The sequence below is a fragment of the Pseudoxanthomonas koreensis genome, from assembly GCF_041890415.1.
GTDB lineage: Bacteria > Pseudomonadota > Gammaproteobacteria > Xanthomonadales > Xanthomonadaceae > Pseudoxanthomonas > Pseudoxanthomonas koreensis_A.
On sequence record NZ_CP169056.1, the window covers coordinates 1,605,075 to 1,629,185 of the forward strand.

A 24,111-nucleotide genomic window follows, 5' to 3' on the forward strand; every position below is an offset into this window, starting at 1 on the left:
GACCCAAGCAGGATCAATGACTTGTCGATGTCCGGAATGATCATTCCGGAAGGTCGGCCGCGCCCCGGCCAGCCAGCATCCGCTGCCGGTACGCCCCGGGCACCTCGCCCACCTGCTCCTTGAACGCCACGTAGAAGCTGGACTGCGAGTTGAACCCCGAGGCCATGCCCACCGACAGCACCGAGGCGCGCGGCTCCTCCACCAGCATCCGCTGCGCTGTCTCCACCCGGTACCGGCGCACCAGCCGGGGGAAGCCCATGCCGAACTCGGTGTTGACCAGTTCCGACAACTGGTGCGTGCTCAGGCCCAGCAGATCGGCCACGGTGGCAAGGCCCAGGGACTCGGCCCGATGCACCTGGTCGACCTCGAACACATGCCGCAGCCGCGCGGCCATCGCCTCGCGGTCCACCCGGGTGAGCGTGGACTGCGCGTAGGCCACCGCCACCGCCTCGCGCGCCTTCGGCACCAGGTCCGGGACGGCCAGCAGCAGCCAGCCGACCAGGCCGAACCCGGACGTGATCAGGAGGGTGTACGTCCACGCATAGGCATCCCAGCCCACCCCGTAGGGCGCCAGCAGGCCAGTGGCCGCCACCGCCAGCGCCATCACCGCAAACAGCACCAGCACCTTCAGCTCCAGCGCAAACCAGCGCCGCAACGCGCGCAAGCGGTAGACCAGCACGGACAGGTGCACGGCCAAGGCGGTGCCCATGAGCAGCGCCACCGGAATGGCCCATGCCAGCGGCACCACCAGTGCGACCGCCAATACCAGCACCGGCAGCGCCCATTCCAGCCGGCGCCACGCACCCTCCGGACGCAGTACCCCCAGCAACAGCCAGTAGAACCCCAGCGATTGCAGGAACACGACCACCACATAGCGGCGCGCAGGCAGCCCATCACCGGCCTGGGTGGCCATCTCCAGGTGCCCCCACTGGGTCAGCGCAAGGCCCGCCAGCATCACGAAGCCCGCCAGCCGGGCCGGCCACGGCAACGGCGCGCTGCGGTAGCCGGTCGCCAGGGCGCCCGCCAGCAGCAGCGCCATGCCGATCGAGAAGCCCACCATCATCTGCAGCATCGGATCCCCGTCTTTTGCGATCGCGTCGACCAGCAAGCCTTACCCCGCCGGCGATGCCCCTACCCGCGCATGGCGCCGCCCGTAGGCGAAATAGACCGCGGTGCCGACCAGCAGCCACACCACGAACCGGACCCAGGTCAGCGTGGTCAGGTTGAGCATCAGGTAGAAGCACAGCAGCGCCGAGACGATCGGCAGCACCGGCGCAAACGGCACGCGGTAGGCGCGCGGCAGGTCCGGACGGGTGCGTCGCAGCACCACCACCGCCAGGCTCACCAGCACGAACGCCGACAGCGTGCCGATGTTGATCATCTCCTCCAGGATCTCCACCCGGGTGAAGCCCGCCAGCAGCGCCACCGCTGCGCCGGTGATCAGCTGCAGCCGTACCGGCGTCTTGCGCGTGGCCGAGGTGACGCTGAGCCAGCGCGGCAACAGGCCGTCGCGACTCATCGCCAGCAGCACCCGCGACAACCCCATCAGCAGCACCATGATCACCGTGGTCAGGCCGACCAGGATGCCCACCGAGATCACCTGCGCCGCCCAGCCCGCACCCACCGCAACGAAGGCGGTGGCCAGCGACGGGTTCTCGGCTTCGGCCAGCAGCGTGTACGGCACCATGCCGGTGAGCGCGAGCGCCACGCCGATGTACAGCAAGGTCACCAGCGCCAGCCCGCCGAAGATGCCCAGCGGCAGCGTGCGCTGCGGATTCTTGACCTCCTCGGCCGAGGTCGCCACCACGTCGAAGCCGATGAAGGCGAAGAACACCAGCGCCGCACCGGACAGCACCCCGGCCAGGCCGTACTTCGCCGGTGCCGCACCGGTCGCCCAGGACAGCAGCGACTGCCCCCAGACATCCCCCTCGCCACCGCCTGTCGGCACGGCCGGCGGCACGAAGGGCTTGAGGTTGGCCGGATCGAAATAGGTGAACCCCACCACGATCACGAACACCACGATCCCCACCTTGATCAGGGTGAACACGTTGTTGACCCGCGCCGACATCTTGGTGCCCAGGATCAGCAGCGCGGTGAAAACCGCAACGATGACCAGCGGCCCCCAGTCCACGCCAACGCCGAGGACGTCGATGGTTGCGGGTATCTGGATATCGAACAGCGCGAACACCATCGCCAGGTAGATGCCCCAGTACTTGGCGATCACCGCGCCGGCGGTCAGCAGCTCCAGGATCAGGTCCCAGCCGATGATCCAGGCCAGAAACTCGCCCAGGGTGGCGTAGGTGTAGGTGTAGGCGCTGCCGGCAACGGGAATGCTGGAGGCGAACTCCGCGTAGCACATGATCGCCAGCGCGCAGGCCAGCGCCGCCAGCACGAACGACAGCGTGACCGCCGGCCCGGCAAAACTGCCCGCCGCCCGCGCCCCCACCGAAAAGATACCGGCACCGACCGCCACCGCCACGCCGAGGATCATCAGGTCCCAGGCGGTGAGCGACCGCTTGAGTTCACGCCCCGGCTCGGCGGCATCGGCAATGGTCTGCTCGATCGATTTGGTGCGCAACAGGCTGCGCAGCAGGCTGGCCTTGGGGACGGCGGGACGGTGCATTCGGCAACTCGCAGGGGCGACGGGAAGTGCTGCGTGGGCCGAAGGCCACCGACCCAGGCATCGGCGAAGGCTACGCTTGCAACGGGTACTGGAACAATGCCCCGGGCGACACCTGGTTTCCGCGGCCGGCAGAACGGGGCCTTCACATGCCCGGCACGCGGATCGGCAGGGCAGGAGTAGAATGCGCACCGCGACCTGTGCCACCCCCGGCCTGTGTCGCTTTTTTGTCTGCAAACGCCAGCCCGTGCCACCCGACCTTCGCGGCTGGCCCATGCACGCGACACGATGCGGAGCCCGACATGCTTCTTGAAACCCTCACCACGTCCGGCCACGAGCAGGTGGTTTTCTGCAACAACCCCGACGCCGGGCTGAAGGCGATCATCGCCGTGCACAACACCGTGCTGGGCCCGGCGCTGGGAGGGGTGCGCATGCGTCCCTACGTCAACGAGGCCGATGCGGTGCGCGACGTCCTGCGCCTGAGCCGGACGATGACCTACAAGAACGCGCTGGCCGGGCTCAACATCGGCGGCGGCAAGGCGGTGATCCTGGGCAACCCGAAGACGGACAAGACCGAGGCGCTGATGCGCGCTTTCGGCCGCGCGGTGGAGGCGCTGGGCGGGCGCTACATCACCGCCGAGGACGTGGGCACCGACGTCACCGACATGGAGCTGCTGTACCTGGAAACCGAGTACGTGGCCGGCGTGCACCAGGTGCACGGCGGCTCCGGCGACCCTGCCCCGTTCACCGCCTACGGCACCTTGCAGGGGCTGATGGCCTCGCTGCAGCGCAAGTTCGGGCACGAGGAGGTGGGCAAGGTGTCCATCGCGGTGCAGGGCCTGGGCCACATCGGCATGGAGCTGGCCAAGCTGCTCAAGGAGCGCGGCGCCAAGCTGTTCGTGGCCGACCTGGACCCGGCCAAGGTCGAGCGCGCGGTGGCCGAGTTCGGCGCCGAGGCGGTGGGCTGCGAGGAGATCTACGAAGTGGCCGCCGACGTGTTCGCGCCCTGCGCCATGGAAGGCGGCATCGGCGAGGATACCGTGGAACGGCTCAAGGCCAAGGTGGTGTGCGGCTCGGCCAACAACCAGCTTGCCAGCCATGCGGTGGGCGACGAACTGCATCGCCGCGGGATCCTGTATGCGCCGGACTATGCGGTCAATGCCGGCGGGGTGATGAACGTGTCGCTGGAGATCGACGGCTACAACCGCGAGCGGGCCATGCGCCTGATCCGCAGCATCTACCACAACGTTTCGACGATCTACGACCTGTCCGAGCGCGAGGGCATCAGCCCGCAATACGCGGCAGACCGCATCGCCGAGGCGCGCCTGGACGCGATCGGCCGGCTCAAGCTGCCGATGGGTCGCGCCACCCCGCGCATGCGCCACCTGCGCGGCGAGCACTGAGCGCCGCGGGCGACCGCCCCGTGCATGCGCGGCGCGGCGGGGAGACAGCCGGTAGGGCACCCGTCCATTGCTGCACCCGCACGTGTGCCGGGCCGGGCACGCCCCTACACTGAAACAAATGAAACCATCCGGGTGGAGGGACCCGATGCGCACGTTCCAGCTGGGAGAGGACATCGATGCCCTGCGCGAGGCCGTGCACCGCTTCGCCGAGGCCGAGATCGCGCCGCGCGCCGCGCGCATCGACGAGGAAAACGCCTTTCCCCAGGACCTGTGGCCCAAGCTGGGCGAACTGGGGCTGCTCGGGATCACCGTCGCGCCCGAGTACGGCGGCAGCGGCCTGGGCTACCTGGCCCACCTGGTGGCAATGGAGGAGTTGTCGCGCGCATCCGGTTCGGTGGGCCTGAGCTACGGCGCGCACTCCAACCTGTGCGTATCCAACCTCTACCTCAACGGCAACGACGCGCAGCGCGCGCGGTACCTGCCGAAACTGTGCAGCGGCGAATGGAAAGGCGCACTGGCCATGAGCGAGCCGGGCGCAGGCTCGGACGTGGTCGGCTCGATGGCCTGCCGCGCCGAATGGCGCGACGACGCGTGGATCGCCAACGGCAGCAAGATGTGGATCACCAACGGCCCCGAAGCCGACGTGCTGATCGTGTACATGCGCACCGCGGGCCGCGAGGCCGGCAGCCGCTGCATGACCGCCTTCATTGTCGAGCGCGACATGCCCGGGTTCTCCACCGCGCAGAAGCTGGACAAGCTGGGCATGCGCGGCTCCAACACCTGCGAGCTGGTGTTCAAGGACTGCGCGATTCCCGCCGGCAACGTGCTGGGCGAGGTCAACCACGGCGTGCACGTGCTGATGAGCGGGCTCAACACCGAGCGCCTGGTGCTCAGCGGTGGCCCCCTCGGGCTGATGCAGGCGGCGCTGGACATCGCCCTGCCCTACGTGCGCGAGCGGCGCCAGTTCGACGCGCCGGTGGGCAGCTTCGGGCTGATGCAGGGCAAGCTGGCCGATATGTACACCGCGCTGCAATCCTCGCGCGCGTTCGCCTACCAGGTGGCGCGCGATTTCGACGCCCGCCATGCCTCGCGCGCGGCGGCCGCCGCGTGCCTGCTGCATGCCTCCGAGGCCGCGGTGCAGGTGGCGCTGGAGGCGATCCAGGCGCTGGGCGGCAACGGCTACATCAACGAGTTCGCCACCGGGCGCCTGCTGCGCGATGCCAAGCTCTATGCCATCGGCGCGGGTACCAACGAGATCCGGCGCATGCTCATCGGCCGCGAGCTGTTCGAGGGCCGCGGCTGAACCAGGCGGTTGCGGCCGGCCCTGGCGGCCCCGCACCGGGCACAAAAAAGGACCGCCGGTTTCCCGGCGGCCCTTTCAGGTGCAACTGAAGCGGAAGGATTACTCCTTGGCCTCTTCAGCAGCGTCCTTGGCCTGCTCGGCCACGTCCTCGGCAGCCTCGGCGGCGTCGGCGGCAGCGTCGGCGGCAGCGTCGGTCGCGGCGCCAGCGGTAGCGGCAGCAGCGTCGGCGGCGGTGTCGGCAGCCGCAGCAGCGGCGTCGGCGGCAACCTGGGCGGCATCGGCGGTCTCGGCGCCTTCGGCGGCGGCGGCGTCAGCGGCAGCCTGGGCCTCGGTGGCAGCGGCGTCAGCGGAAGCGGCAGCATCCTGCGCCTGATCCTGCTTCGAGCACGCAGCCAGGGCCAGGCCCAGGGCCAGTGCGATCAGCAGCTTGTTGATGCTCATGTTGGGTAATCCTCGTCGTTAAGTTTGGGCAACGCGCCAATGCGCGCCGGCAACATGATGACAAGCCCATAGTCGCTGTCAAGCAGCGATTTGTGGGTATTTCGTAAAAGGGTCGTGAAAAACGATTACAGCACTTCCAGCGCGATGGCCGTGGCTTCGCCGCCGCCAATGCAGAGCGCGGCCACGCCCTTCTTCAGCCCCCGCTTGCGCAAGGCATTGATCAGGGTGACCACCAGGCGGGCGCCGGAAGCACCGATGGGATGGCCCAGGGCACAGGCCCCGCCGTTGACGTTGACCTTGTCGTGCGAGATGCCCAACTCCTTGATCGGGGCCATCGCCACCACCGCGAAGGCCTCGTTGATCTCGAACAGGTCCACCTCTTCCGCCTTCCAGCCCACCTTGTCCAGCAGGCTGGCGATGGCGCCCACCGGCGCGGTGGTGAACCACTCCGGCTGGTGCGCCCAGGTCTGGTGGCCGACGATCCGCGCCAGCGGCTTCAGCCCACGGCGGGCGGCCTCATCGGCCGACAGCAGCACGGTGGCGGCGGCGCCGTCGGAAATGGACGAGGAACTGGCGGCGGTGACCGTGCCGTCCTTCCTGAAGGCCGGACGCAGGGTCGGGATCTTGGCCACGTCGGACTTGCCGGGCTGCTCGTCGCTGGCGAACTCCAGCTCGCCCTTGCGGGTGCTGACCTTGACCGCGGCGATCTCGCCGTCGAATGCGCCGGACGCCTGCGCAGCCTGGGCGCGCTTGACCGACTCGATCGCGAACGCATCCTGGTCCTCGCGGCTGAAGCCGTACTTCTCCACCGTGCTTTCGGCGAACACGCCCATCGACTGGCCGTCATACGGATTGGTCAGGCCGTCCCACGCCATGTGGTCCACCGCCTGGAAGTTGCCGTAGCGGTTGCCGCTGCGCGAGTTGGGGATCATGTGCGGCGCGTTGCTCATGGACTCCATGCCGCCAGCCACCACGACCGTGGCCGATCCGGCCTTGATCAGGTCGTGGCCGAACATGATCGCCTTCATGCCCGAGCCGCACACCTTGTTGATGGTGGTGGCACCGGCAGAGGTGGGCAGCCCTGCGGCCAGCGCGGCCTGGCGCGCGGGCGCCTGGCCCAGGTTGGCCGGCAGCACGCAGCCCATGATGACCTCGGACACGTCCTGGGCGGGAATGCCGGACTGCTCCAGCGCGGCCGCGATGGCGGTGGCGCCCAGGGTCGGCGTGGGCACGCCATTGAACTGGCCCAGGAAGGAACCGATGGCGGTGCGCTTGGCGGCTGCGATGACAATGTCGGACATAAGGTAGGTCTGCCTGCATGGGAGGGGTGCCGGATGCCGGCGTCGGTGGCATTATCGACTCCCGGGAACGGATTGACCAAATGTGGCGGCCAGGTGTGGCGGCCGGCACCTGTGGCAGCCTGCAACGGATAGCGGTACATCACCAACCAAAGGAATGGAGGACGCACCCCATGAAGCGGAAAGCGCTTGCCCTGGCCATTGTCTCGATCCTCGCCACCAGCCTGGCGGCCTGCGGCGGTGGCGGCGGTGGCGGCGGCAACAGCCGGCCCACGCCACCTTCGTCCACGCCGGTGACCGGCGGCGGTCAGACAACCCCGACGCCCACCCCTGCACCGGATCCGGCACCCGAGCCGACACCAGTGCCGGAGCCGACGCCGGACCCGACCCCCGCTCCGCCGCCCGGCCCGGAAAACAAGCAACCGCCAGTCGATGCGCACCTGGCGATGATCCGCGCCGACGTGGCCCAGTCCCTGGGTTACACCGGCAAGGGCGTGACCATCGGCCTGCTCGACAGCGGCGTGCGCCGCAACCATCCCACCCTGGACGGCAGGGTCGATGCCAGCTTCGTCCATATCGGCGCCAACAACGACCTGTCGGTGGACGACAAGGTCGGCCATGGCACCTCCGTGGCCCAGTTGGCCGCCGGCTCCCCGCTCGGCCTGTGGCCGGGCGGTGTGGCCCAGGAGGCACGCATCGTCTCCTCGCGCATCATCGCCGACGACTCGCCGGACGATGACGGCTCGGGCCAGGGCAACCAGGTGACCGAAGGCCAGGGCTACGGCGCCTACTTCAAGCAACTCAACAACGAGCTGGCCGATGCCGGCGCGCGCATCATCAACAATTCCTGGGGCGGGCTGTACTGGACCTCGCCACGGGTCACCCTGGAGTTCGTCGACGCCTACGAGGAGTTTGTCATCGACCGTGGCGGCCTGGTGGTGTTCGCCACCGGCAACGAGGGCCAGGACCCGCGCTATCGCGCCAATCCGGGCGACAACGCCGCGCTTCCCAGCAAGACGTTTGCCGGCGACCTGGAACGCGGCTGGCTGGCCGTGGCCGCACTCAACCCGACCGAGCTCACCCCCACCCTGACCGACTATTCGCAGGCGTGCGGCGTGGCCAAGAACTACTGCCTGACCGCACCGGGCAACGTGATCTACACCGGGCTGGACGCCACCACCGGGGACCCTGCCTACATGTGGGGCACCGGCACATCGTTCGCCGCACCGCTGGTGTCGGGTGCTGCTGCACTGGTGTGGGAGGCCTTCCCCTACTTCGACAACGACCTGGTCCGCCAGACCCTGCTGGGCACCGCCACCGACATCGGCGCACCCGGCCCGGACGAGGAGTTCGGCTATGGCCTGCTCAACGTGGGCAAGGCGGTGGACGGCCCGGCACGGTTCGACTGGGGCAACGTGACGGTCACTTTCGATGACATCGACTCGATCTGGTACAACGATATCGAAGGCGCCGGCGGCCTGACCAAGAATGGCACCGGCAGCCTGGTGCTGGCCGGGCATGGCGGCTATGCAGGCGCCACCACGGTCAACGACGGCGTGTTCGCCGCATTGGCGGGCCTGTCCGGCAACGGGGTCGACATCAAGGACGGCGCCGTTTTCCTGGGCGTGGGCGACATTGCCGGGAACGTGGACAATACCGGCTGGATGATTGCCGGCAACGGCACCGATGGCATGCGCATCCTCGGCAACTTCACGTCCAACGGCTTCCCGTTCAACCAGGACTGGGGAATCGTCTCGGTCTGGCTGGGCGCGCCCCTGCAGGTGGAAGGCCGGGCGAGCCTGGGAAGCCGGGGATCCTCGTACAGGGCCGGCCTCTACATCGAGGGCGTGCGCAAGGGCTACACCGCCACCCGCAAGGAGGTCGTCGTGCACGCCGCCGGCGGCCTGTTCGGCGAGTTCCGTGAGGTGGTGCTGTCCGAGCCGGAGGTCGTGCTGGTGGACTACAGCCTCGACTACGACGCCAACAACGCCTACCTGCTGACCACGCGCGTGGACGTGGCGGTGGCAGCAGCCACCTGGGGCCTGCCGCAGTCCACGCTCGCGGCCGCCGGGCGGATGGAAACGGCGATGCGTGCGATCGACGGGCAACTGTCACTGGCCCAGGCCGGCGACGGGATCGATCCTGCGTTCATCGATGCGGCCGGGCGCTTCCAGCACGCGCCGAACGCCGAAGCGGCGGCCCTGTCCCTGCGCAGCCTTTCCGGGCAGTTGCACGGTGCGGCGGCGGCGATGACCTTCGAGAGCATCGATGCCAGCCGCCGCGCAGCCAGCGGCCGTTTCGACCGCTTGCGCGACGGCAGCCAAGCGGCAGGCAGCTGGGCCACCGATATCACCCGCGATGGCGGGCTCTCGCTGGCCGGCTTCGATGCAGTCGGCATCTCCACCCGTGGCGAGGCGGTCGGCCATGACCTGGCGACCGGGCACAACACGCTGCTGGGCGTGGCGGTGAGCCGCCAGCAGCAGAATGGCTGGGTGTCGGCGCTGGGCGACCGGGTCCAGGGACACCAGTTCGAGAGCCAGCTGTACGCGGGCTGGCTGGACGGCAACCGCTACGTCCAGGGTCGCGTGGGCGTGGGCAAGTTCGACCGGCAGATGCAGCGCAACCTGCGCCTGGGCAACACGATGGACGGAGTGGGCGCGCAGCTGTCGGGCAGCTACTCCACGGTCAATGTCGAGACCGGCCACGGGCTGACCCTGGCCGGCGCCATGCTGACCCCGTACCTGGGCGTGGACCACACCCGGATGCAGGACGACGGATTCCGCGAAGCCGGAGCCGGCGGCCTGGGCCTGCAGGCGGCCGCCCGCGACAGCAGCCGCACCCAGGGCTACATGGGCCTGCGCGGCGAACGCCAGTGGCAGCTCGGCCACGGCGTGGCGCTGTCGGTGGATGCCGGTGGTGAATGGCAGCGCCAGCTGCATTCGGAAGGCGAAATGTTCGACGCCAGCTTCGTCGGCATCGAGCAGTGGCAGCCGCTGTACGGCATCGGCCTGGCCGAACGCAGCCGCCTGTATCACCTGGGCGTTGGCGCATCGCACACCCGCCACCGCCTGCGGATGGGCTACGACCACCGCATCAGCGACCGCTTCAACGACCGCCAGGTGAACCTGCAGTACCGCCTGCAGTTCTGAGCGGGCAGGCCCTGCGGCATGCCGCAGGGCGGCGGCCCGGATGCGGGACGCATCGCATCCGGGCCATCGACGCGGGCTGCAGGACCGGCGGCTTCGGGCCTGCGGCTGATCAGAGCCGGGCGACGTATTTCTTCTCGCCCGCCAGCACGGCCAGCCGCTGCACCCGACCGTCCACCCCCTTCCACGCAAGCCGGTTGCCGGCCGGCGGCAAGGGGCAGGTGGCGTAATCGGTCGAAGAGCCGGTCCCTGTCGATCTCGGTGACGTGGATATCGGCATGGCCTACGGGGTTCTCGCGCAGGAACCGGCGATAGCCCGCCGCAGTCATGGCCAGGGACTTCAACGCAGGCGTCCGGCTTTCAGGCAGGAACCCGCAACGCTCGAATGGCTTTGAGCGAACGCACGTTGTCCGGGTGGATCCGGGCGACGAGCTTCTCGGCGCGCATGCCCAGAAAGGCGATCTTCATGCCCTCGCGGATCGCCGCCGCCCCGAGCCGGCGCCCCCAGTTGTTGCGGTCGCCGATCACCAGGACCATCTCGCACTCCGCTCCGGTCCTGACCAGGCGGACGAAATCCACCCGCGCGTCATGCCGGTCGTAGGCCATGAAAAACCGGCCGCCCTAGTTGAAAAGCGGGGTCAGGATCGGCGACTGCACCCGACTGACGGCTTGGCCGACAAAGACATCCTTCAGGATTTCGTGACTCAGGCTTGATGCTGATTGTGTGAAAACCTTGTGTTATCTCACTCTGCTATCGGTCCGACAGGGATGCCTTTACTACGGCGCCCTCAGAACGGTATTTCACTCTCTTTCGCCTGGGGTAGAGAAGCGCTCACCACTGGTTTCGATTCAGCCATACGATCAGAAACCGTCGAAATTTCAGCGGCACTAAGCCCTGAGCTCGACCACCCCTCGGCAAACGAGACAGTGTTTGATCGCGGGAGCTGCTCTGATTTCAGGTCTCTAATTCGGACTCTGGCGGGGATAGCCGAACCTTCGCCGACAAATAGTGCCTCCTGTTGCGCAAGTGCAGGTAACGCTTTCGTCATGCCAGCCAAGGAGTCAGGTAGGAATCGCGCCACATGGGCCTGGTCCGCAGAATTGGTGAGTCTCAGAACGAGCCAGGTTCCGCATTGAGCGATCACTGTGCTCTCAATATCCGAGGGGCGCTGGCTCACCAACATCAATCCAAGCCCATATTTGCGCCCCTCCCGTGCTATTCGACGAACCGCCGTTTGGGCTGCCGCATACTCGGCCTCCCCTCGGTCTGGGACGTAACGGTGGGCCTCTTCGCAGACAATCAGAACGGGATCGCGGGAACGTTCGCTCTGTGTTTGATAAAGCTTGTACTGGAACAATAGCCTAGCGAGCATCGCTGCCAGAGGTCCAGCGACCTCATTGGGCAAGCCGGATATATCTATTATGCGGATATCCCTCTTATGACCCTCAATCTGGCCCACAAGCTGTTCAATTACTCTGGACAAGGTTGGAGAGGAAGGGCCATGCTCCTCCATCATGAATCTGATTCGCGGATCGAGCTGGAGAACTCTCAACTTGTCCAGAATAGATTTAAACTTGTCTGAGAACTCTGTCGCTGTAACTTGCTCTGTCTTTCCACTCTTTTCTCTTGCTGCTTGAAGGTAGATGATGTGATTCATCACTTCAGTCAGCGAGAAAGGAACCGGCTTATCTCGATCAAAGTTCAGAATCGCTGATTCGGATGCTCCGGCAGTTGGGCGCGGCTCGTCTATTGCCTTTCCGTCAGTAGGTGCCGGTCCACCGTATGAAGTAGGTGCAGATGCAACCAATCCTTTTGTGACCATTCGTGCATGAGTAAGGGCCTTGTATATGACGTTGTGCTGCGAAGTTGCTTCACGCTCGGTCTTTCCAATCACCAAGCCGCGAAACTCTTCCGCAGACATTAGCCAATATGGGAGACGGATCGTCTCTCCCGGAGCATCATCGGTGCCGATTGGATCATAAGCGCGGTAGATCTTTGCCCTGTCTCCAAATGCTGCCCCATATTCGCCATGCGGATCAATAACAATAATTCTCGGCCTGTATTCCTTTTCCTCATTGGGCTGATGGTCAAGTACGCTATGCAGCAATGCAGCAACGGCACCCGACTTGCCGGAGCCTGTCGACCCTAACACTGCGCAGTGCATGCCAAACATCTTGTCTATGTTCGCGCGGCACTTCGTTGAGTCCGCGCCAAGGTACGTGGCGAAAGGGACCAGAGGATCCGCAGTCTCATTGCGCTGCCCCTCGGCAGACTCATAGAGAATTGTCGCCTCTTCTCGCGTCAACAGATAAACCCCTTGCCTCGGGAGGGGGTAGGTGCCCACGCCGCGGCGATAACTGAGCTTATTGAGCGACTGATTCCAACTGCCTTCTGAAAAGAGCTCGACCTCCATTAGGCGCTGATCTGCATCCGGCGGGACGGGAACTCCATCAGCTGCCAACTCTTCGGAGCGCATGCGTAAAAGCGTAACGAAACCAAAAATCAATCTCCGTCCGAAATGAATCTTAACTACGCCTCCAATCTGACCGATCGGGTATACGCGCCCAGCGTAGGTTCTAGTCAACTCTTGGACGTCGCCAGCAAGTTCGACTTTAAGGTTGGTACTTGCGACCTCGACTATGTTGCCGATGCGCAAATCCTGGATTGGTTCAAATACTGTCGTCACAGCGCCCCCGCAGAGCCGTTCATAAGAACTTTGGTTACACCATCAAATGTCCACCAGTGAAGTTCTCCTTCGCTAGGGACCACTTTTGGCGGCCCATTTCCTACGTAGAGCCCCTTATTCGATGCAACATAGACGCGGCTACCCCAAGACGAGGTTCTCCATTCATCCAGACAGCTAGGAATTTTTCCGTCGGCCTCGAAGCAGAAGGCAACAAGAGTCGTTTTGCTGTCTGGACGAGCTAGCGCCATTTCCAGTTCTTGATTGATGTGGTCATCGCCAAAGCTGTACCCGCAAACCGCGATCGTGCTATCCACGCCGGTCATAAGGGCGCGCCGAAAGAGCTCAAATTGAGCGGAGAATGGATCCCGCTGAGCAGCGATGTATTTTGTGGCCTGGGGGTAGATCAGAACCCTCTGCTTGGCCGCAGGGTAGGTATCACCGTACCTGACCTTATAGACGCGGCCGTCGTCATCGTTTAGGTGCCAGTCAATGGAGCCGTGGAGCTTTATGACGTGCGCTGCATAACCAGGCGGCGGATCTCCATCCCCTAAGCGGTATGCCTTATAGGCGACCGCGCCACCCTCAAAACCATCCCAATATTTCGTCCTACTAAGGGAGAGCGCATCCTCTAATAGGGTGTCGTAGTTCGTCGTAAAGAACTTTACTGCGCCTCTGCGCTCATTCAATCCGGCCCGGGCTGATTTAAAGCATGCCGCAACAAATTCGCGATGGGGTCTTACGTCTGTGATCGACTGGCCTTGGGTGCCAATTAGCTCGGGCTTGGCTCCGTCTTTCTCGGCAGCCGCATACCCCCAACGAATAGTGTCAGCAATTGCGTTCACAATTTCGCCATGCACCGAGTCTATGTCAGCGCAGGTTACTGCGCTTCCACCAATGGTAATTTCTTTCGTTTTCGCCCTATCTGCGAGCGCTGCATAGTCGCCAAAGTGGCTAAGCAGGTGCTCAACATGGCACCTATCGTCAATCTCCGATATCACCGTGTTGATCAAGTCGATGTATTTGCTCTTCTGCTCCTTGAGAAGAAACAGAACCCGATCAGTTAGCGGATACATCAATGGGATGTTTGCATTTCTGCTGATGCCCGCGCCTAGCAGCCACGAAATATTCGGAGAGCAAAGGTGTCCGTCGAGTTGCTCAAGAAGATCGGAAGTTTCCACGTGCCATTCCCCTGATTCTTGCCTCTCTTACTGGTGAGGCGTCAGTCTGCCGACAAACCTATTCTAGAAGCATGACGCTTACCTCTAGACCTAAGTACGGTCGCGTCGAGCTTCTTTCTACGGTCAATCCTAGCAAAGGACTGGAGTGACCAAGGATCCGTAGGCACCAACGGCATTATCTTTGTGCACAGCTTGTCGCAACCCAAGTCCTAGGCCATGAGACAAGCGGGGCGTAAGGTCCCGACGGCGATTGACCCCAGAACTAAGGAACCGCAGGAATATGGGTAGCCAGCCTACTTCACCAGTGAACAACGCCGCCGCTATGCCTGATGATGGCGGCTGGGAGCGATGGCGAGCCTTGGCAACCGACGCTTACGCGCGCTTCCACGTCAAGCTCCTTGCCTGTCGGCCGCTCTTTCCCCAGCTGGCGTCTTTCGATTCTGCTGATCGGGCCAACGCAACGCGCGGAACTTTTGCCTGGTGGTGGGGTTCGGACGGAGAGGTGCGAGAGACTATCAATACGATCAATGCTTGGGCCGTCCGACTTCATGAGTGGGGGGCATGGAACTTGGTCATCGACAGTTACGAGAGCGATGACGACAAGTGGGAGGTGCTCTATCACTTCGTTGAGCCGCTCGCCTTCTACTGCATGCTTCAGCCTAGCAGTTTGGCCGACCGCATCACGGTCGCAGCCGAAACGCTCGTGCATCAGGCCAATCGGTTTATCTTCCCCGATCAGCGCGATCACCTGGATCAGGATGACCTTCCTCCGGGTAAAACACTGCGACGCTTGGATCGACGAAAGCAACTAGATCGCCTAGGTAGGCATTGGGCGGAGTTTTGTGCGTTCCGCAAAGCGCTGAATGCTATGGACGGAAAGGACTACCAGAAGACGACTCGCAACTTCCGAAACTTGTCGGCGCACTCCTTCGCGCCAAGACTCATGGTTGGCCAGGTCGTGCGAGCAATCCGTTCCATTGTCCCGAAGACCGAGATGGTGCAGCAACCTTGCGGGGGCTACCTACCCGTAGAAAACCCGACGCAAAAGTGCGTGCAGTATGCAGCGCAAGCCTTACCGCCTCTCGACCTCAATGCCACACGCGCGGCGAACTTGGCCGAGTATCAGAAGGCCCTGACGGCGATGAGGACCTTCTCATCGCTCATCGAAGAACTTTGCGACTGCATGGACGCCGTGCCAAACAAAGGCGCCCCCTGATCCGGTGAGCTGGCGAACATTGATTCTTTTTGAGGAATGGCTGATTCGGGTCGAAACCAGACGCTCGCTCGGCATCTGAAAGCCCTCGCAATCCTCCCGAGCCGAAAACCAGAACGCCCGGCATTGCCGGGCGTTCTGCCTACTACGTTGCCGGCGCCGCTCAGGCCGCCACAGTCTTCGCCACGTCCTGGTATTCCTGGATCTGGTCGAAGTTCATGTAGCGGTAGATCTCTTCGCCCTTCTCGTTGATCACGCCGATGTCGGCCATGTACTCGGCCTTGGTCGGGATCCGGCCCAGGCGGGAGCAGATCGCGGCCAGTTCGGCCGAGCCCAGGTACACGTTGGAGTTGCGGCCCAGGCGGTTGGGGAAGTTGCGGGTGGAGGTGGAGAACACCGTGGCGCCCTCGCGCACCTGGGCCTGGTTGCCCATGCACAGCGAGCAGCCGGGCATTTCCATGCGCGCGCCGGCGGTGCCGAAGGTGCCGTACACGCCTTCCTTGGTCAGTTCGCTGGCGTCCATCTTGGTCGGCGGCGCGACCCACAGGCGCGTGGGGATGTCGCGCTTGCCTTCCAGCAGTTTGGCCGCGGCGCGGAAGTGGCCGATGTTGGTCATGCACGAGCCGATGAAGACTTCATCGATGGTCGCCCCGGCCACGTCGGACAGGGTCTTCACGTCGTCCGGGTCGTTCGGGCAGGCCACGATCGGCTCGTGCACGTCGGCCAGGTCGATCTCGATCACCGCAGCGTACTCGGCGTCGGCGTCGGGTTCGAGCAACTGCGGGCTGGCCAGCCAGGCTTCCATCTTGGCGATGCGGCGGGCCAGCGAGCGGGCGTCGGCGTAGCCTTCGGCGATCATCCACTTCAACAGGGTGATGTTGCTGGTGAGGTATTCGATGATCGGCTCCTTGTCCAGGCGCACGGTGCAGCCGGCGGCGGAGCGCTCGGCCGATGCGTCGGACAGCTCGAACGCCTGCTCCACCTTCAGCTTCGGCAGGCCTTCGATCTCCAGGATGCGGCCGGAGAAGATGTTCTTCTTGCCGGCCTTGGCCACGGTCAGCAGGCCGGCCTTGATCGCGTACAGCGGGATCGCGTTGACCAGGTCGCGCAGGGTCACGCCCGGCTGCATCTGGCCCTTGAAGCGCACCAGCACGCTCTCGGGCATGTCCAGCGGCATGACGCCGGTGGCTGCGGCAAAGGCGACCAGACCGGAACCTGCCGGGAACGAGATGCCCACCGGGAAGCGGGTGTGCGAGTCGCCGCCGGTGCCGACGGTGTCGGGCAGCAGCATGCGGTTGAGCCAGCTGTGGATCACGCCGTCGCCCGGGCGCAGGGAGATGCCGCCGCGGGTGGAGATGAACTCCGGCAGGGTGTGGTGGGTCTTGACGTCCACCGGCTTCGGGTACGCCGCGGTGTGGCAGAACGACTGCATCACCAGGTCGGCGCTGAAGCCCAGGCAGGCCAGGTCCTTGAGCTCGTCGCGGGTCATCGGGCCGGTGGTGTCCTGGGAACCGACCGAGGTCATCTTCGGCTCGCAGTAGGCACCGGGGCGCACGCCCTGCCCTTCAGGCAGGCCGCAGGCGCGGCCAACCATCTTCTGCGCCAGCGAATAGCCCTTGCCGGTATCGGCCGGCTGCTGCGGCTGGCGGAACAGGTCAGTGGCCGGCAGGCCCAGCGACTCGCGCGCCTTGGCGGTCAGGCCGCGACCGATGATCAGCGGGATGCGGCCACCGGCGCGCACTTCGTCGAACAGCACCTCGGACTTGACCTGGAACTGCGCGATCACCACGCCGTCCTTCAGCGCCTTACCCTCGTACGGGCGCAGCTCGACCACGTCGCCGTGGTGCATCTGCGACACGTCCAGCTCGATCGGCAGCGCGCCGGCATCTTCCATGGTGTTGTAGAAGATCGGGGCGATCTTGCCGCCCAGGCACACGCCGCCGGCACGCTTGTTGGGGATGTACGGGATGTCGTCGCCGGTCCACCACAGCACCGAGTTGGTGGCGGACTTGCGCGAGGAACCGGTGCCGACCACGTCGCCGACGTAGGCCACCTGGTGGCCGTCGCGTCCATCGGCACCGTTCTTGAGCGAGAGGATGTCCTGGATCGGCCCGCGCTTGCCGTCTTCCTCGGGCACGAACGGCGCGTCGTCGCGCTTGTTCTTGAGCATCGCCAGGGCATGCAGCGGGATGTCTGGGCGGGTGGTGGCGTCCGGGGCCGGCGACAGGTCGTCGGTATTGGTCTCGCCGGGCACCTTGAACACGGTGATGGTCAGCGATTGCGGCACTTCCGGCTTGCCGGTGAACCACTCGGCATCGGCCCAGCTGTGCAGCACGGCGCGCGCATTGGCATTGCCGGCGCGGGCCTTCTCCTCCACGTCGTGGAAGGCATCGAACACCAGCAGGGTGGTCTTCAGCGCATCGGCGGCGATGGCGCCCAGCTCGGCATCATCCAGCAGCTCGACCAGCGGGGCCACGTTGTAGCCGCCGAGCATGGTGCCCAGCAGTTCGGTGGCGCGCGCGCGGCTGATCAGCGGGTTGGCCTCGCTGCCGAAGGCCAGGGCGGCCAGGTACGACGCCTTGACCTTGGCCGCATCGTCCACGCCGGCGGGCACGCGCTGGCTGAGCAGCTCGACCAGGAACTGTTCCTCGCCGGCCGGCGGGTTCTTCAGCAGTTCGATCAGGTCGGCGGTCTGCTGCGCGTTCAGCGGCAGCGGCGGGATGCCGAGGGCGGCGCGTTCGGCGGCGTGTTGGCGGTAGGCTTCCAGCATGGGGGGGGTCTCCAGGAGAATCGGAAAAAAGGCGGACGAAACAGGGGGAGGCAATTGGGGGCCGGCAAGGAGTGAGCAGGTCAGGCCCTGGGCACGATGAGCTTCAGGCCCTTGAAGTAGTCGCGGTGGAAGGCGGTGTCGAAGGTGACCAGGCCGTCGCACTGGAGCATGGCGTGGGCGCCGACCAGGAAGTCGGCGATCGGGCGCCCGGCCTCGCTGCGCTGCCGGTGGCGGCGCAGCATTTCGCCGGCACGCAGCGCCGACTTGGGCTCCACGGCATTGAAATGCACGCCCATCTCCTCCAGCGCGGCCAGGGCCTCGGCCCCGTCGTGCAGGCTCGCGCTCACTTGGGCCAGGGCCACGTCGCACACCACCACGCGGCCACCGCCCAGGCACTGGCGCAGGCTGGCCTCGACCGCGTCCGCGCGCGGACCGTCGACCAGCAGCTCGACCAGGACAGGTGCTTCGACCGCGATCATCGACGCGGCGTGCCGGTGCCGGCGTCGAGCGCGAACTTGCCGCGCACCCGCGAGATGGCATCGTCCACGTGCTTGCTCAGCACGATGCGGCTGCCGTCCAGCTCGACCTTGAGCACGCTGCCCTTGGTCAGGCCCAGGGCATCGCGCACCGCCTTGGGCAGGGTGATCTGGCCACGCTCGGCGACGGTGGCTTCCATGGGAGCCTCCAGGGGATCGGGTATGCGTAAATGATACATACCTTCCCATGCATACTCAATCCGGCATGGGCAAATGGGGCGACAATGGCGGCCGGACCGCACCGTCCCGCGCAAGTACCGGGCACGCCGGCCTCATCCGCCGCCGTGGATAATGCGGCACCCCCTTCGGCGCCGCCGGGACTGGCGGCGCACCAGCCACAGGAGCCGCCCCATGCGTGATTCCTTCGCCACCCGCAGCCGCCTGGACGTCGGCGGCAAGACCTACACCTACGCCAGCCTGCCCAGGCTGGCCGAGCGCCTCGATCCCGGCGCCGGGCCCGGGCAAGGGCTGGCCCGCCTGCCCTACTCGATGAAGATCCTGCTGGAGAACCTGCTGCGCAACGAGGACGGGGTGAGCGTGCTGCCCGCGCATATCGAGGCGGTGGCCAAGTGGGACCCGGGCGCCGAGTCGGACACTGAAATCGCCTTCATGCCCGCGCGCGTGGTCCTGCAGGATTTCACCGGCGTGCCCTGCGTGGTCGACCTGGCGGCGATGCGCGATGCGGTGGTCAAGCTGGGCGGCCGGCCGGAGCAGATCAACCCGCAGATCCCCTCGGAGCTGGTGATCGACCATTCGGTGCAGGTCGATGCGTTCGGCCGCACCGAGGCGCTGGACATCAACGGCCGCATCGAGTTCGAGCGCAACAAGGAGCGTTACGGCTTCCTGCGCTGGGGGCAGAACGCATTGCAGGATTTCAAGGTCGTACCGCCCAACACCGGCATCGTGCACCAGGTGAACCTGGAGCACTTGGCGCGGGTGGTGATGACCGGCGACAGGGACGGCGAGGCCTGGGCTTACCCGGACACCGTGTTCGGCACCGACTCGCACACCACCATGATCAATGGCATCGGCGTGCTGGGCTGGGGCGTGGGCGGCATCGAGGCCGAGGCGGCCATGCTCGGCCAGCCGTCGTCGATGCTGATCCCGCAGGTGGTCGGCTTCAAGCTGAGCGGAAAACTGCCCGAGGGCGCCACCGCCACCGACCTGGTGCTCACCGTCACCCAGATGCTGCGCACGCACGGGGTGGTGGGCAAGTTCGTCGAGTTCTTCGGCGAAGGCCTGCTGCACCTGCCGCTGGCCGACCGCGCCACCATCGGCAACATGTCGCCCGAGTACGGCGCCACCTGCGGCATCTTCCCGATCGACGCCGAAGCGGTGCGCTACCTGCGCCTGTCCGGGCGCAGCGAGGAGCAGATCGCCCTGGTCGAGGCCTATGCGAAGGCGCAGGGCCTGTGGCACGAGCCGGGCACGCCGCAGGCCAGCTATTCGTCCGTGCTTGAACTGGACATGGGCACGGTGCAGCCGTCGCTGGCCGGCCCGCGCCGCCCGCAGGACCGGGTCCTGCTGGCGGACATGAAGCAGAACTTCCACGACAACGTCGGCCCGCTGATCGCGCGCCGCCAGGACGGGCGCGACCGCCAGGTCAGCCGCTTCGAGAAGGACGGCGGCGACCAGCCGCAGGCTGCGCGCCTGGCGGCCAAGCCGGCGTCCACCATCTGCCTGGACGATTGCCAGCACCAGATCCATGACGGGTCGGTGGTGATCGCGGCGATCACCTCCTGCACCAACACCTCCAACCCGGCGGTGATGATCGGTGCCGGCCTGGTGGCCCGCAATGCGGCGGCGCGGGGGCTCAAGGCCGCGCCGTGGGTCAAGACCTCGCTCGCGCCGGGCTCGCTGGTGGTCACCGACTACCTGGAGAAGGCCGGGCTGATGGGCGAGCTGGAGAAGCTGGGCTTCTACCTGGTCGGCTATGGCTGCACCACCTGCATCGGCAACTCCGGCCCGCTGCTGTCGGCGGTGTCCAAGGGCATCGCCGAGAACGACCTGGCGGTGGCCTCGGTGCTGTCGGGCAACCGCAACTTCGAGGGCCGCATCCATCCCGAAGTGAAGATGAACTACCTGGCATCGCCGCCGCTGGTGGTGGCCTACGCCATCGCCGGCACGGTCGACATCGACCTGACCCGCGAGCCGCTGGGCAAGGACCGCGACGGCAAGGACGTGTTCCTGCGCGACATCTGGCCGAGCAACAAGGAGATCGGCGACCTCATCGCTTCCACCGTGGGCCCGGAACTGTTCAAGCAGAACTACGCCGACGTGTTCACCGGCGATGAGCGCTGGAACGCGATGGAATCGCCCGACAGCCAGCTCTACCCCTGGAGCGGGTCCTCCACCTACATCAAGAACCCGCCCTACTTCGAGGGCATGACCATGGATGTGGGCAGCATCAGCGACGTCACCGGCGCGCGGGTGCTGGGCCTGTTCGGCGACTCGATCACCACCGACCACATCTCGCCTGCAGGTGCGATCAAGGCCGACTCGCCCGCCGGCCGCTTCCTGCAGTCACGCGGCGTGCAGCCGGCGGACTTCAACAGCTACGGCAGCCGCCGCGGCAACGACGACGTGATGGTGCGCGGCACCTTTGCCAACATCCGGATCAAGAACCTGTTCTTCGGTGGCGAGGAAGGCGGCAACACGCTGTACTTCGGCAGCAACCCTCCGGAGAAGATGTCGATCTACGACGCGGCCATGAAGTACAAGGCCGCGGGCGTGCCGCTGGTGGTCATCGCCGGGCACGAATACGGCACCGGTTCCTCGCGCGACTGGGCCGCCAAGGGCACCTTGCTGATGGGAGTCAAGGCGGTCATCGCGGCCAGCTTCGAGCGCATCCATCGCTCCAACCTGGTGGGCATGGGCGTGTTGCCGTTGCAGTTCAAGGATGGCCAGAACGCGCAGAGCCTGGGCCTGGACGGCACCGAGACCTACGACATCACCGGCCTGGACGATGGCGCGGCCAAGTCCGCCACCGTCACCGCGCGCCGCGGCGACGGGAGCAAGGTCGAGTTCCAGGTCAGCGTGATGCTGCTCACGCCCAAGGAAGTGGAGTACTTCCGCCACGGTGGCCTGCTGCAGTACGTGCTGCGGCAGCTCGCCGCGAGGAAAGCCGCGTAACTTCCAGATCGGGCGGAAGCCCGGCCCCGCGCATCGCGCGGGGTTCGGGCGCATGTGCAGGAGCCGGCCTTGCCGGCGAAGGGGCACGGAGGTCGGCGATGGCGATGCGGCGGATGGCTCAGCGGCGTTTCCAGTCCGCGTAGTACAGGCGCCACTGTCCGTCCTCGTCGCGCCAGCCGCTGGTGATCTCCCATGCACCCGCCTGGTCGGGCACGAAGCGCCCGCTGCCGCCGGTGGACACGGCGCTGAAGCGCACGCTGGCGCGGTCGCCCTGGAACTGCACGTCGGCCGGCCCCAGGGTCACGCCGATGCTCGCGTTGGCCAGCACCTGCGCACGCACCAGCTGCTGCAACGCAGCACGATCCATTCCGCCGTTGCCGCTGAAGTCCTCGGCCACGCCCTCCATAAAGCTGCGCGCATCGCGCTGCTCCAGGGCCGCCTGCATCTGCGACAGTTGCTCGCGCAGCCGCTGCTCGGGCGGCGTCCGCGCGCAGGCCATGGCCAGCACTGCCACGGCCATCGCCACCACGGCCGCAAACCGGCCTCGCCTCCATCCCGTTGCCATCGGCTGCCCTCCTGCGTCTTTCGCCTTTCCCATCCGTAACGGTATGCTCGCATCGACACGGCCGCACCGCGACGATGCGGCAACGACCCCCTGGAGATGCGCTATGAGTACGGATCGTCCCTGGCTGCAGAGCTATCCGCAAGGCGTGCCCGCGACCATCGACCCGGACGAGTACCGCTCGGTGGCAGCGGTGTTCGCCGCCTCGGCGTCGCGCCATGCGCAGCGTCCGGCGTACCGCAACTTCGGCAAGACCCTGACCTACGCGCAGGTGGATGCGCTGAGCACGCAGTTCGCCGCCTACCTGCTGGGCGAGCTGGGCCTGAAAAAGGGCGACCGCGTCGCCTTGATGATGCCCAACTGCCTGCAGTACCCGATCGCCATCTTCGGCGCCCTGCGCGCCGGCCTGACCGTGGTCAACGTCAACCCGCTGTACACCGCGCGCGAGCTCAAGCACCAGCTGGTCGATTCCGGTGCCGCGGCCATCGTGGTGGTCGACAACTTCGGCCGCACCGTGCAGGAAGTGCTGCCGCACACGCCGCTGCGCCAGGTCATCACCACCGGCCTGGGCGACATGCTCGGCTTCCCCAAGGGGCCAATCGTCAACTTCGTGCTGCGTTACGTGAAGAAGATGGTGCCCGACTACGACATCCCCGGCGCGGTGCGCTTCGCCGATGCGCTGGCGGCCGGCAAGCGCCACCCGCTGCCGGAGGTGGACATCGACCCGGGCGACATCGCCTTCCTGCAGTACACCGGCGGCACCACCGGCGTGGCCAAGGGCGCCATGCTCACCCACCGCAACCTGGTGGCGAACATGCAGCAGGCGTCGGCCTGGCTCAGTGCCAACGACCTCAAGCGCGGCGAGGAAGTGATCATCACCGCGCTGCCGCTGTACCACATCTTCGCGCTGACGGCGAACGGGCTGGTGTTCATGGAGCTGGGTGGCCTCAACCACCTCATCACCAACCCGCGCGACATGCGCGGCTTCGTCAAGGAACTCAAGGGCACGCGCTTCACCGCCATCACCGGGGTCAACACGCTGTTCAACGGGCTGCTCAACGCGCCCGGCTTCGACGAGGTGGATTTCTCCGCGCTCAAGATCACCCTGGGCGGCGGCATGGCGGTGCAGCGGGCGGTGGCCGAGCGCTGGAAGCAGGTGACCGGGGTGACCCTGGTGGAAGCCTACGGCCTGACCGAGACCTCGCCTGCGGTGTGCATCAACCCGCTGGACATCAAGGAGTTCAACGGCTCCATCGGCCTGCCCATCCCCTCCACCGACGTGTGCGTGAAGGACGACGACGGCAAGCTGCTGGACAACTGCGAAATCGGCGAGCTGTGCGTGAAGGGCCCGCAGGTGATGAAGGGCTACTGGCAGCGGCCGGAGGAAACGGCCAAGACGATCGATGCCGAAGGCTGGCTGCATACCGGCGACATGGCCAGGATCGACGAGAAGGGCTTCGTCTACATCGTCGACCGCAAGAAGGACATGATCCTGGTGTCGGGCTTCAACGTGTACCCCAACGAGGTCGAGGACGTGGTCGCGGCGATGCCCGGGGTGCTGGAGGTTGCCGCGGTGGGCGTGCCGGACGAGCGCTCGGGCGAGGCGGTCAAGCTGTTCGTGGTGCGCAAGGATCCGTCGCTCACCGCCGAGCAGGTCAAGACCTATTGCCGCGAAGCGCTGACCGGCTACAAGCAGCCGCGCCACATCGAGTTCCGCGACGAGCTGCCCAAGAGCAATGTCGGCAAGATCCTGCGCAAGGAGTTGCGCGACGCGCCAGCGCCGGCGCAGGCGTCCGCGCCCACCCCGGCCAAGCACTGACGC

At 66.0% G+C, this 24,111-nt stretch carries 17 protein-coding genes; 6 read left to right on the forward strand and 11 right to left on the reverse strand.

All coding sequences use genetic code 11. The features are described from left to right. Window positions 1-40 precede the first annotated feature (40 nt). Window positions 41-1,072, reverse strand: coding sequence for a helix-turn-helix domain-containing protein (locus ACEJ41_RS07340; protein WP_374011642.1), 1,032 nt, complete (start codon window positions 1,070-1,072; stop codon window positions 41-43). 39 nt (window positions 1,073-1,111) lie between these two features. Continuing rightward, complete coding sequence (locus ACEJ41_RS07345; RefSeq protein ID WP_374011643.1) at window positions 1,112-2,623, reverse strand: amino acid permease; 1,512 nt, start codon at window positions 2,621-2,623, stop codon at window positions 1,112-1,114. A gap of 299 nt (window positions 2,624-2,922) precedes the next feature. On the opposite strand from ACEJ41_RS07345, the gene ACEJ41_RS07350 reads away from it, so the two are divergent. Next, a complete protein-coding gene (locus ACEJ41_RS07350; protein ID WP_374011644.1) occupies window positions 2,923-4,023 on the forward strand; it encodes a Glu/Leu/Phe/Val dehydrogenase in 1,101 nt (366 codons plus the stop codon). A gap of 145 nt (window positions 4,024-4,168) precedes the next feature. Further along, the gene (locus ACEJ41_RS07355; protein ID WP_374011645.1) at window positions 4,169-5,326 is read left to right on the forward strand and encodes an acyl-CoA dehydrogenase family protein; all 1,158 of its coding nucleotides are present in this window, start codon (window positions 4,169-4,171) and stop codon (window positions 5,324-5,326) included. A gap of 99 nt (window positions 5,327-5,425) precedes the next feature. Here ACEJ41_RS07355 and ACEJ41_RS07360 read toward each other — a convergent pair whose 3' ends face one another. Together ACEJ41_RS07360 and ACEJ41_RS07365 are read right to left on the reverse strand one after the other, a co-directional pair. Then, window positions 5,426-5,767 carry a hypothetical protein gene (locus ACEJ41_RS07360; protein ID WP_374011646.1) on the reverse strand — a complete coding sequence of 114 codons (342 nt, stop codon included), beginning with the start codon at window positions 5,765-5,767 and terminating at the stop codon, window positions 5,426-5,428. A gap of 125 nt (window positions 5,768-5,892) precedes the next feature. Further along, window positions 5,893-7,068, reverse strand: coding sequence for an acetyl-CoA C-acyltransferase (locus ACEJ41_RS07365; RefSeq protein WP_374011647.1), 1,176 nt, complete (start codon window positions 7,066-7,068; stop codon window positions 5,893-5,895). A 170-nt stretch (window positions 7,069-7,238) separates the two neighbouring features. Between ACEJ41_RS07365 and ACEJ41_RS07370 the strand changes: the two genes are divergently transcribed. After that, window positions 7,239-10,214 (forward strand): S8 family serine peptidase, encoded by a 2,976-nt coding sequence (locus ACEJ41_RS07370; protein ID WP_374011648.1) that lies wholly within the window; start codon window positions 7,239-7,241, stop codon window positions 10,212-10,214. A 357-nt stretch (window positions 10,215-10,571) separates the two neighbouring features. On the opposite strand, the gene ACEJ41_RS07375 is transcribed toward ACEJ41_RS07370, so the two are convergent. From ACEJ41_RS07375 to ACEJ41_RS07385, 3 genes are all read right to left on the reverse strand, one after another. Beyond that, window positions 10,572-10,817: a GNAT family N-acetyltransferase gene (locus tag ACEJ41_RS07375; RefSeq protein WP_374011649.1), complete on the reverse strand. Its 246-nt coding sequence runs from the start codon at window positions 10,815-10,817 to the stop codon at window positions 10,572-10,574. A 182-nt stretch (window positions 10,818-10,999) separates the two neighbouring features. Further along, window positions 11,000-12,898 (reverse strand): ATP-binding protein, encoded by a 1,899-nt coding sequence (locus tag ACEJ41_RS07380; RefSeq protein ID WP_374011650.1) that lies wholly within the window; start codon window positions 12,896-12,898, stop codon window positions 11,000-11,002. After that, entirely contained in the window at window positions 12,895-14,076 is a 1,182-nt protein-coding gene (locus ACEJ41_RS07385; protein WP_374011651.1) for an SIR2 family protein, read from the reverse strand. The genes ACEJ41_RS07380 and ACEJ41_RS07385 overlap by 4 nt, the downstream gene beginning before the upstream one ends. 304 nt (window positions 14,077-14,380) lie before the next feature. Here ACEJ41_RS07385 and ACEJ41_RS07390 point away from each other — a divergent pair, with 304 nt between their 5' ends. Further along, window positions 14,381-15,292, forward strand: a complete 912-nt coding sequence (locus ACEJ41_RS07390; RefSeq protein ID WP_374011652.1) for a hypothetical protein — start codon at window positions 14,381-14,383, stop codon at window positions 15,290-15,292. Between the two features lie 160 nt (window positions 15,293-15,452). On the opposite strand, the gene acnB is transcribed toward ACEJ41_RS07390, so the two are convergent. The 3 genes from acnB to ACEJ41_RS07405 form a co-directional block, all read right to left on the reverse strand. Then, entirely contained in the window at window positions 15,453-18,059 is a 2,607-nt protein-coding gene (gene acnB, locus ACEJ41_RS07395; protein WP_374011653.1) for a bifunctional aconitate hydratase 2/2-methylisocitrate dehydratase, read from the reverse strand. An 80-nt stretch (window positions 18,060-18,139) separates the two neighbouring features. Continuing rightward, complete coding sequence (locus tag ACEJ41_RS07400) at window positions 18,140-18,538, reverse strand: type II toxin-antitoxin system VapC family toxin (protein ID WP_374011654.1); 399 nt, start codon at window positions 18,536-18,538, stop codon at window positions 18,140-18,142. Next, window positions 18,535-18,735 carry an AbrB/MazE/SpoVT family DNA-binding domain-containing protein gene (locus ACEJ41_RS07405; RefSeq protein ID WP_374011655.1) on the reverse strand — a complete coding sequence of 67 codons (201 nt, stop codon included), beginning with the start codon at window positions 18,733-18,735 and terminating at the stop codon, window positions 18,535-18,537. The genes ACEJ41_RS07400 and ACEJ41_RS07405 overlap by 4 nt, the downstream gene beginning before the upstream one ends. 211 nt (window positions 18,736-18,946) lie before the next feature. Here ACEJ41_RS07405 and acnA point away from each other — a divergent pair, with 211 nt between their 5' ends. Beyond that, window positions 18,947-21,727 carry an aconitate hydratase AcnA gene (gene acnA, locus ACEJ41_RS07410; RefSeq protein WP_374011656.1) on the forward strand — a complete coding sequence of 927 codons (2,781 nt, stop codon included), beginning with the start codon at window positions 18,947-18,949 and terminating at the stop codon, window positions 21,725-21,727. Between the two features lie 118 nt (window positions 21,728-21,845). Here acnA and ACEJ41_RS07415 read toward each other — a convergent pair whose 3' ends face one another. Continuing rightward, window positions 21,846-22,292: a hypothetical protein gene (locus ACEJ41_RS07415; protein WP_374011657.1), complete on the reverse strand. Its 447-nt coding sequence runs from the start codon at window positions 22,290-22,292 to the stop codon at window positions 21,846-21,848. Between the two features lie 103 nt (window positions 22,293-22,395). Here ACEJ41_RS07415 and ACEJ41_RS07420 point away from each other — a divergent pair, with 103 nt between their 5' ends. Further along, window positions 22,396-24,108 carry a long-chain fatty acid--CoA ligase gene (locus tag ACEJ41_RS07420; protein ID WP_374011658.1) on the forward strand — a complete coding sequence of 571 codons (1,713 nt, stop codon included), beginning with the start codon at window positions 22,396-22,398 and terminating at the stop codon, window positions 24,106-24,108. Window positions 24,109-24,111: the final 3 nt, after the last annotated feature.

Coding starts and splice junctions, on each gene's coding strand:
- ACEJ41_RS07400 (WP_374011654.1), bottom strand. CDS start 18,538: ATGATCGCGGTCGAAGCACCTGTCCTGGTCGAGCTGCTGGTCGACGGT.
- ACEJ41_RS07355 (WP_374011645.1), top strand. CDS start 4,169: ATGCGCACGTTCCAGCTGGGAGAGGACATCGATGCCCTGCGCGAGGCC.
- acnB (WP_374011653.1), bottom strand. CDS start 18,059: ATGCTGGAAGCCTACCGCCAACACGCCGCCGAACGCGCCGCCCTCGGC.
- ACEJ41_RS07420 (WP_374011658.1), top strand. CDS start 22,396: ATGAGTACGGATCGTCCCTGGCTGCAGAGCTATCCGCAAGGCGTGCCC.
- ACEJ41_RS07405 (WP_374011655.1), bottom strand. CDS start 18,735: ATGGAAGCCACCGTCGCCGAGCGTGGCCAGATCACCCTGCCCAAGGCG.
- ACEJ41_RS07360 (WP_374011646.1), bottom strand. CDS start 5,767: ATGAGCATCAACAAGCTGCTGATCGCACTGGCCCTGGGCCTGGCCCTG.
- acnA (WP_374011656.1), top strand. CDS start 18,947: ATGCGTGATTCCTTCGCCACCCGCAGCCGCCTGGACGTCGGCGGCAAG.
- ACEJ41_RS07365 (WP_374011647.1), bottom strand. CDS start 7,068: ATGTCCGACATTGTCATCGCAGCCGCCAAGCGCACCGCCATCGGTTCC.
- ACEJ41_RS07370 (WP_374011648.1), top strand. CDS start 7,239: ATGAAGCGGAAAGCGCTTGCCCTGGCCATTGTCTCGATCCTCGCCACC.
- ACEJ41_RS07350 (WP_374011644.1), top strand. CDS start 2,923: ATGCTTCTTGAAACCCTCACCACGTCCGGCCACGAGCAGGTGGTTTTC.
- ACEJ41_RS07340 (WP_374011642.1), bottom strand. CDS start 1,072: ATGCTGCAGATGATGGTGGGCTTCTCGATCGGCATGGCGCTGCTGCTG.
- ACEJ41_RS07345 (WP_374011643.1), bottom strand. CDS start 2,623: ATGCACCGTCCCGCCGTCCCCAAGGCCAGCCTGCTGCGCAGCCTGTTG.
- ACEJ41_RS07375 (WP_374011649.1), bottom strand. CDS start 10,817: ATGGCCTACGACCGGCATGACGCGCGGGTGGATTTCGTCCGCCTGGTC.
- ACEJ41_RS07415 (WP_374011657.1), bottom strand. CDS start 22,292: ATGGCAACGGGATGGAGGCGAGGCCGGTTTGCGGCCGTGGTGGCGATG.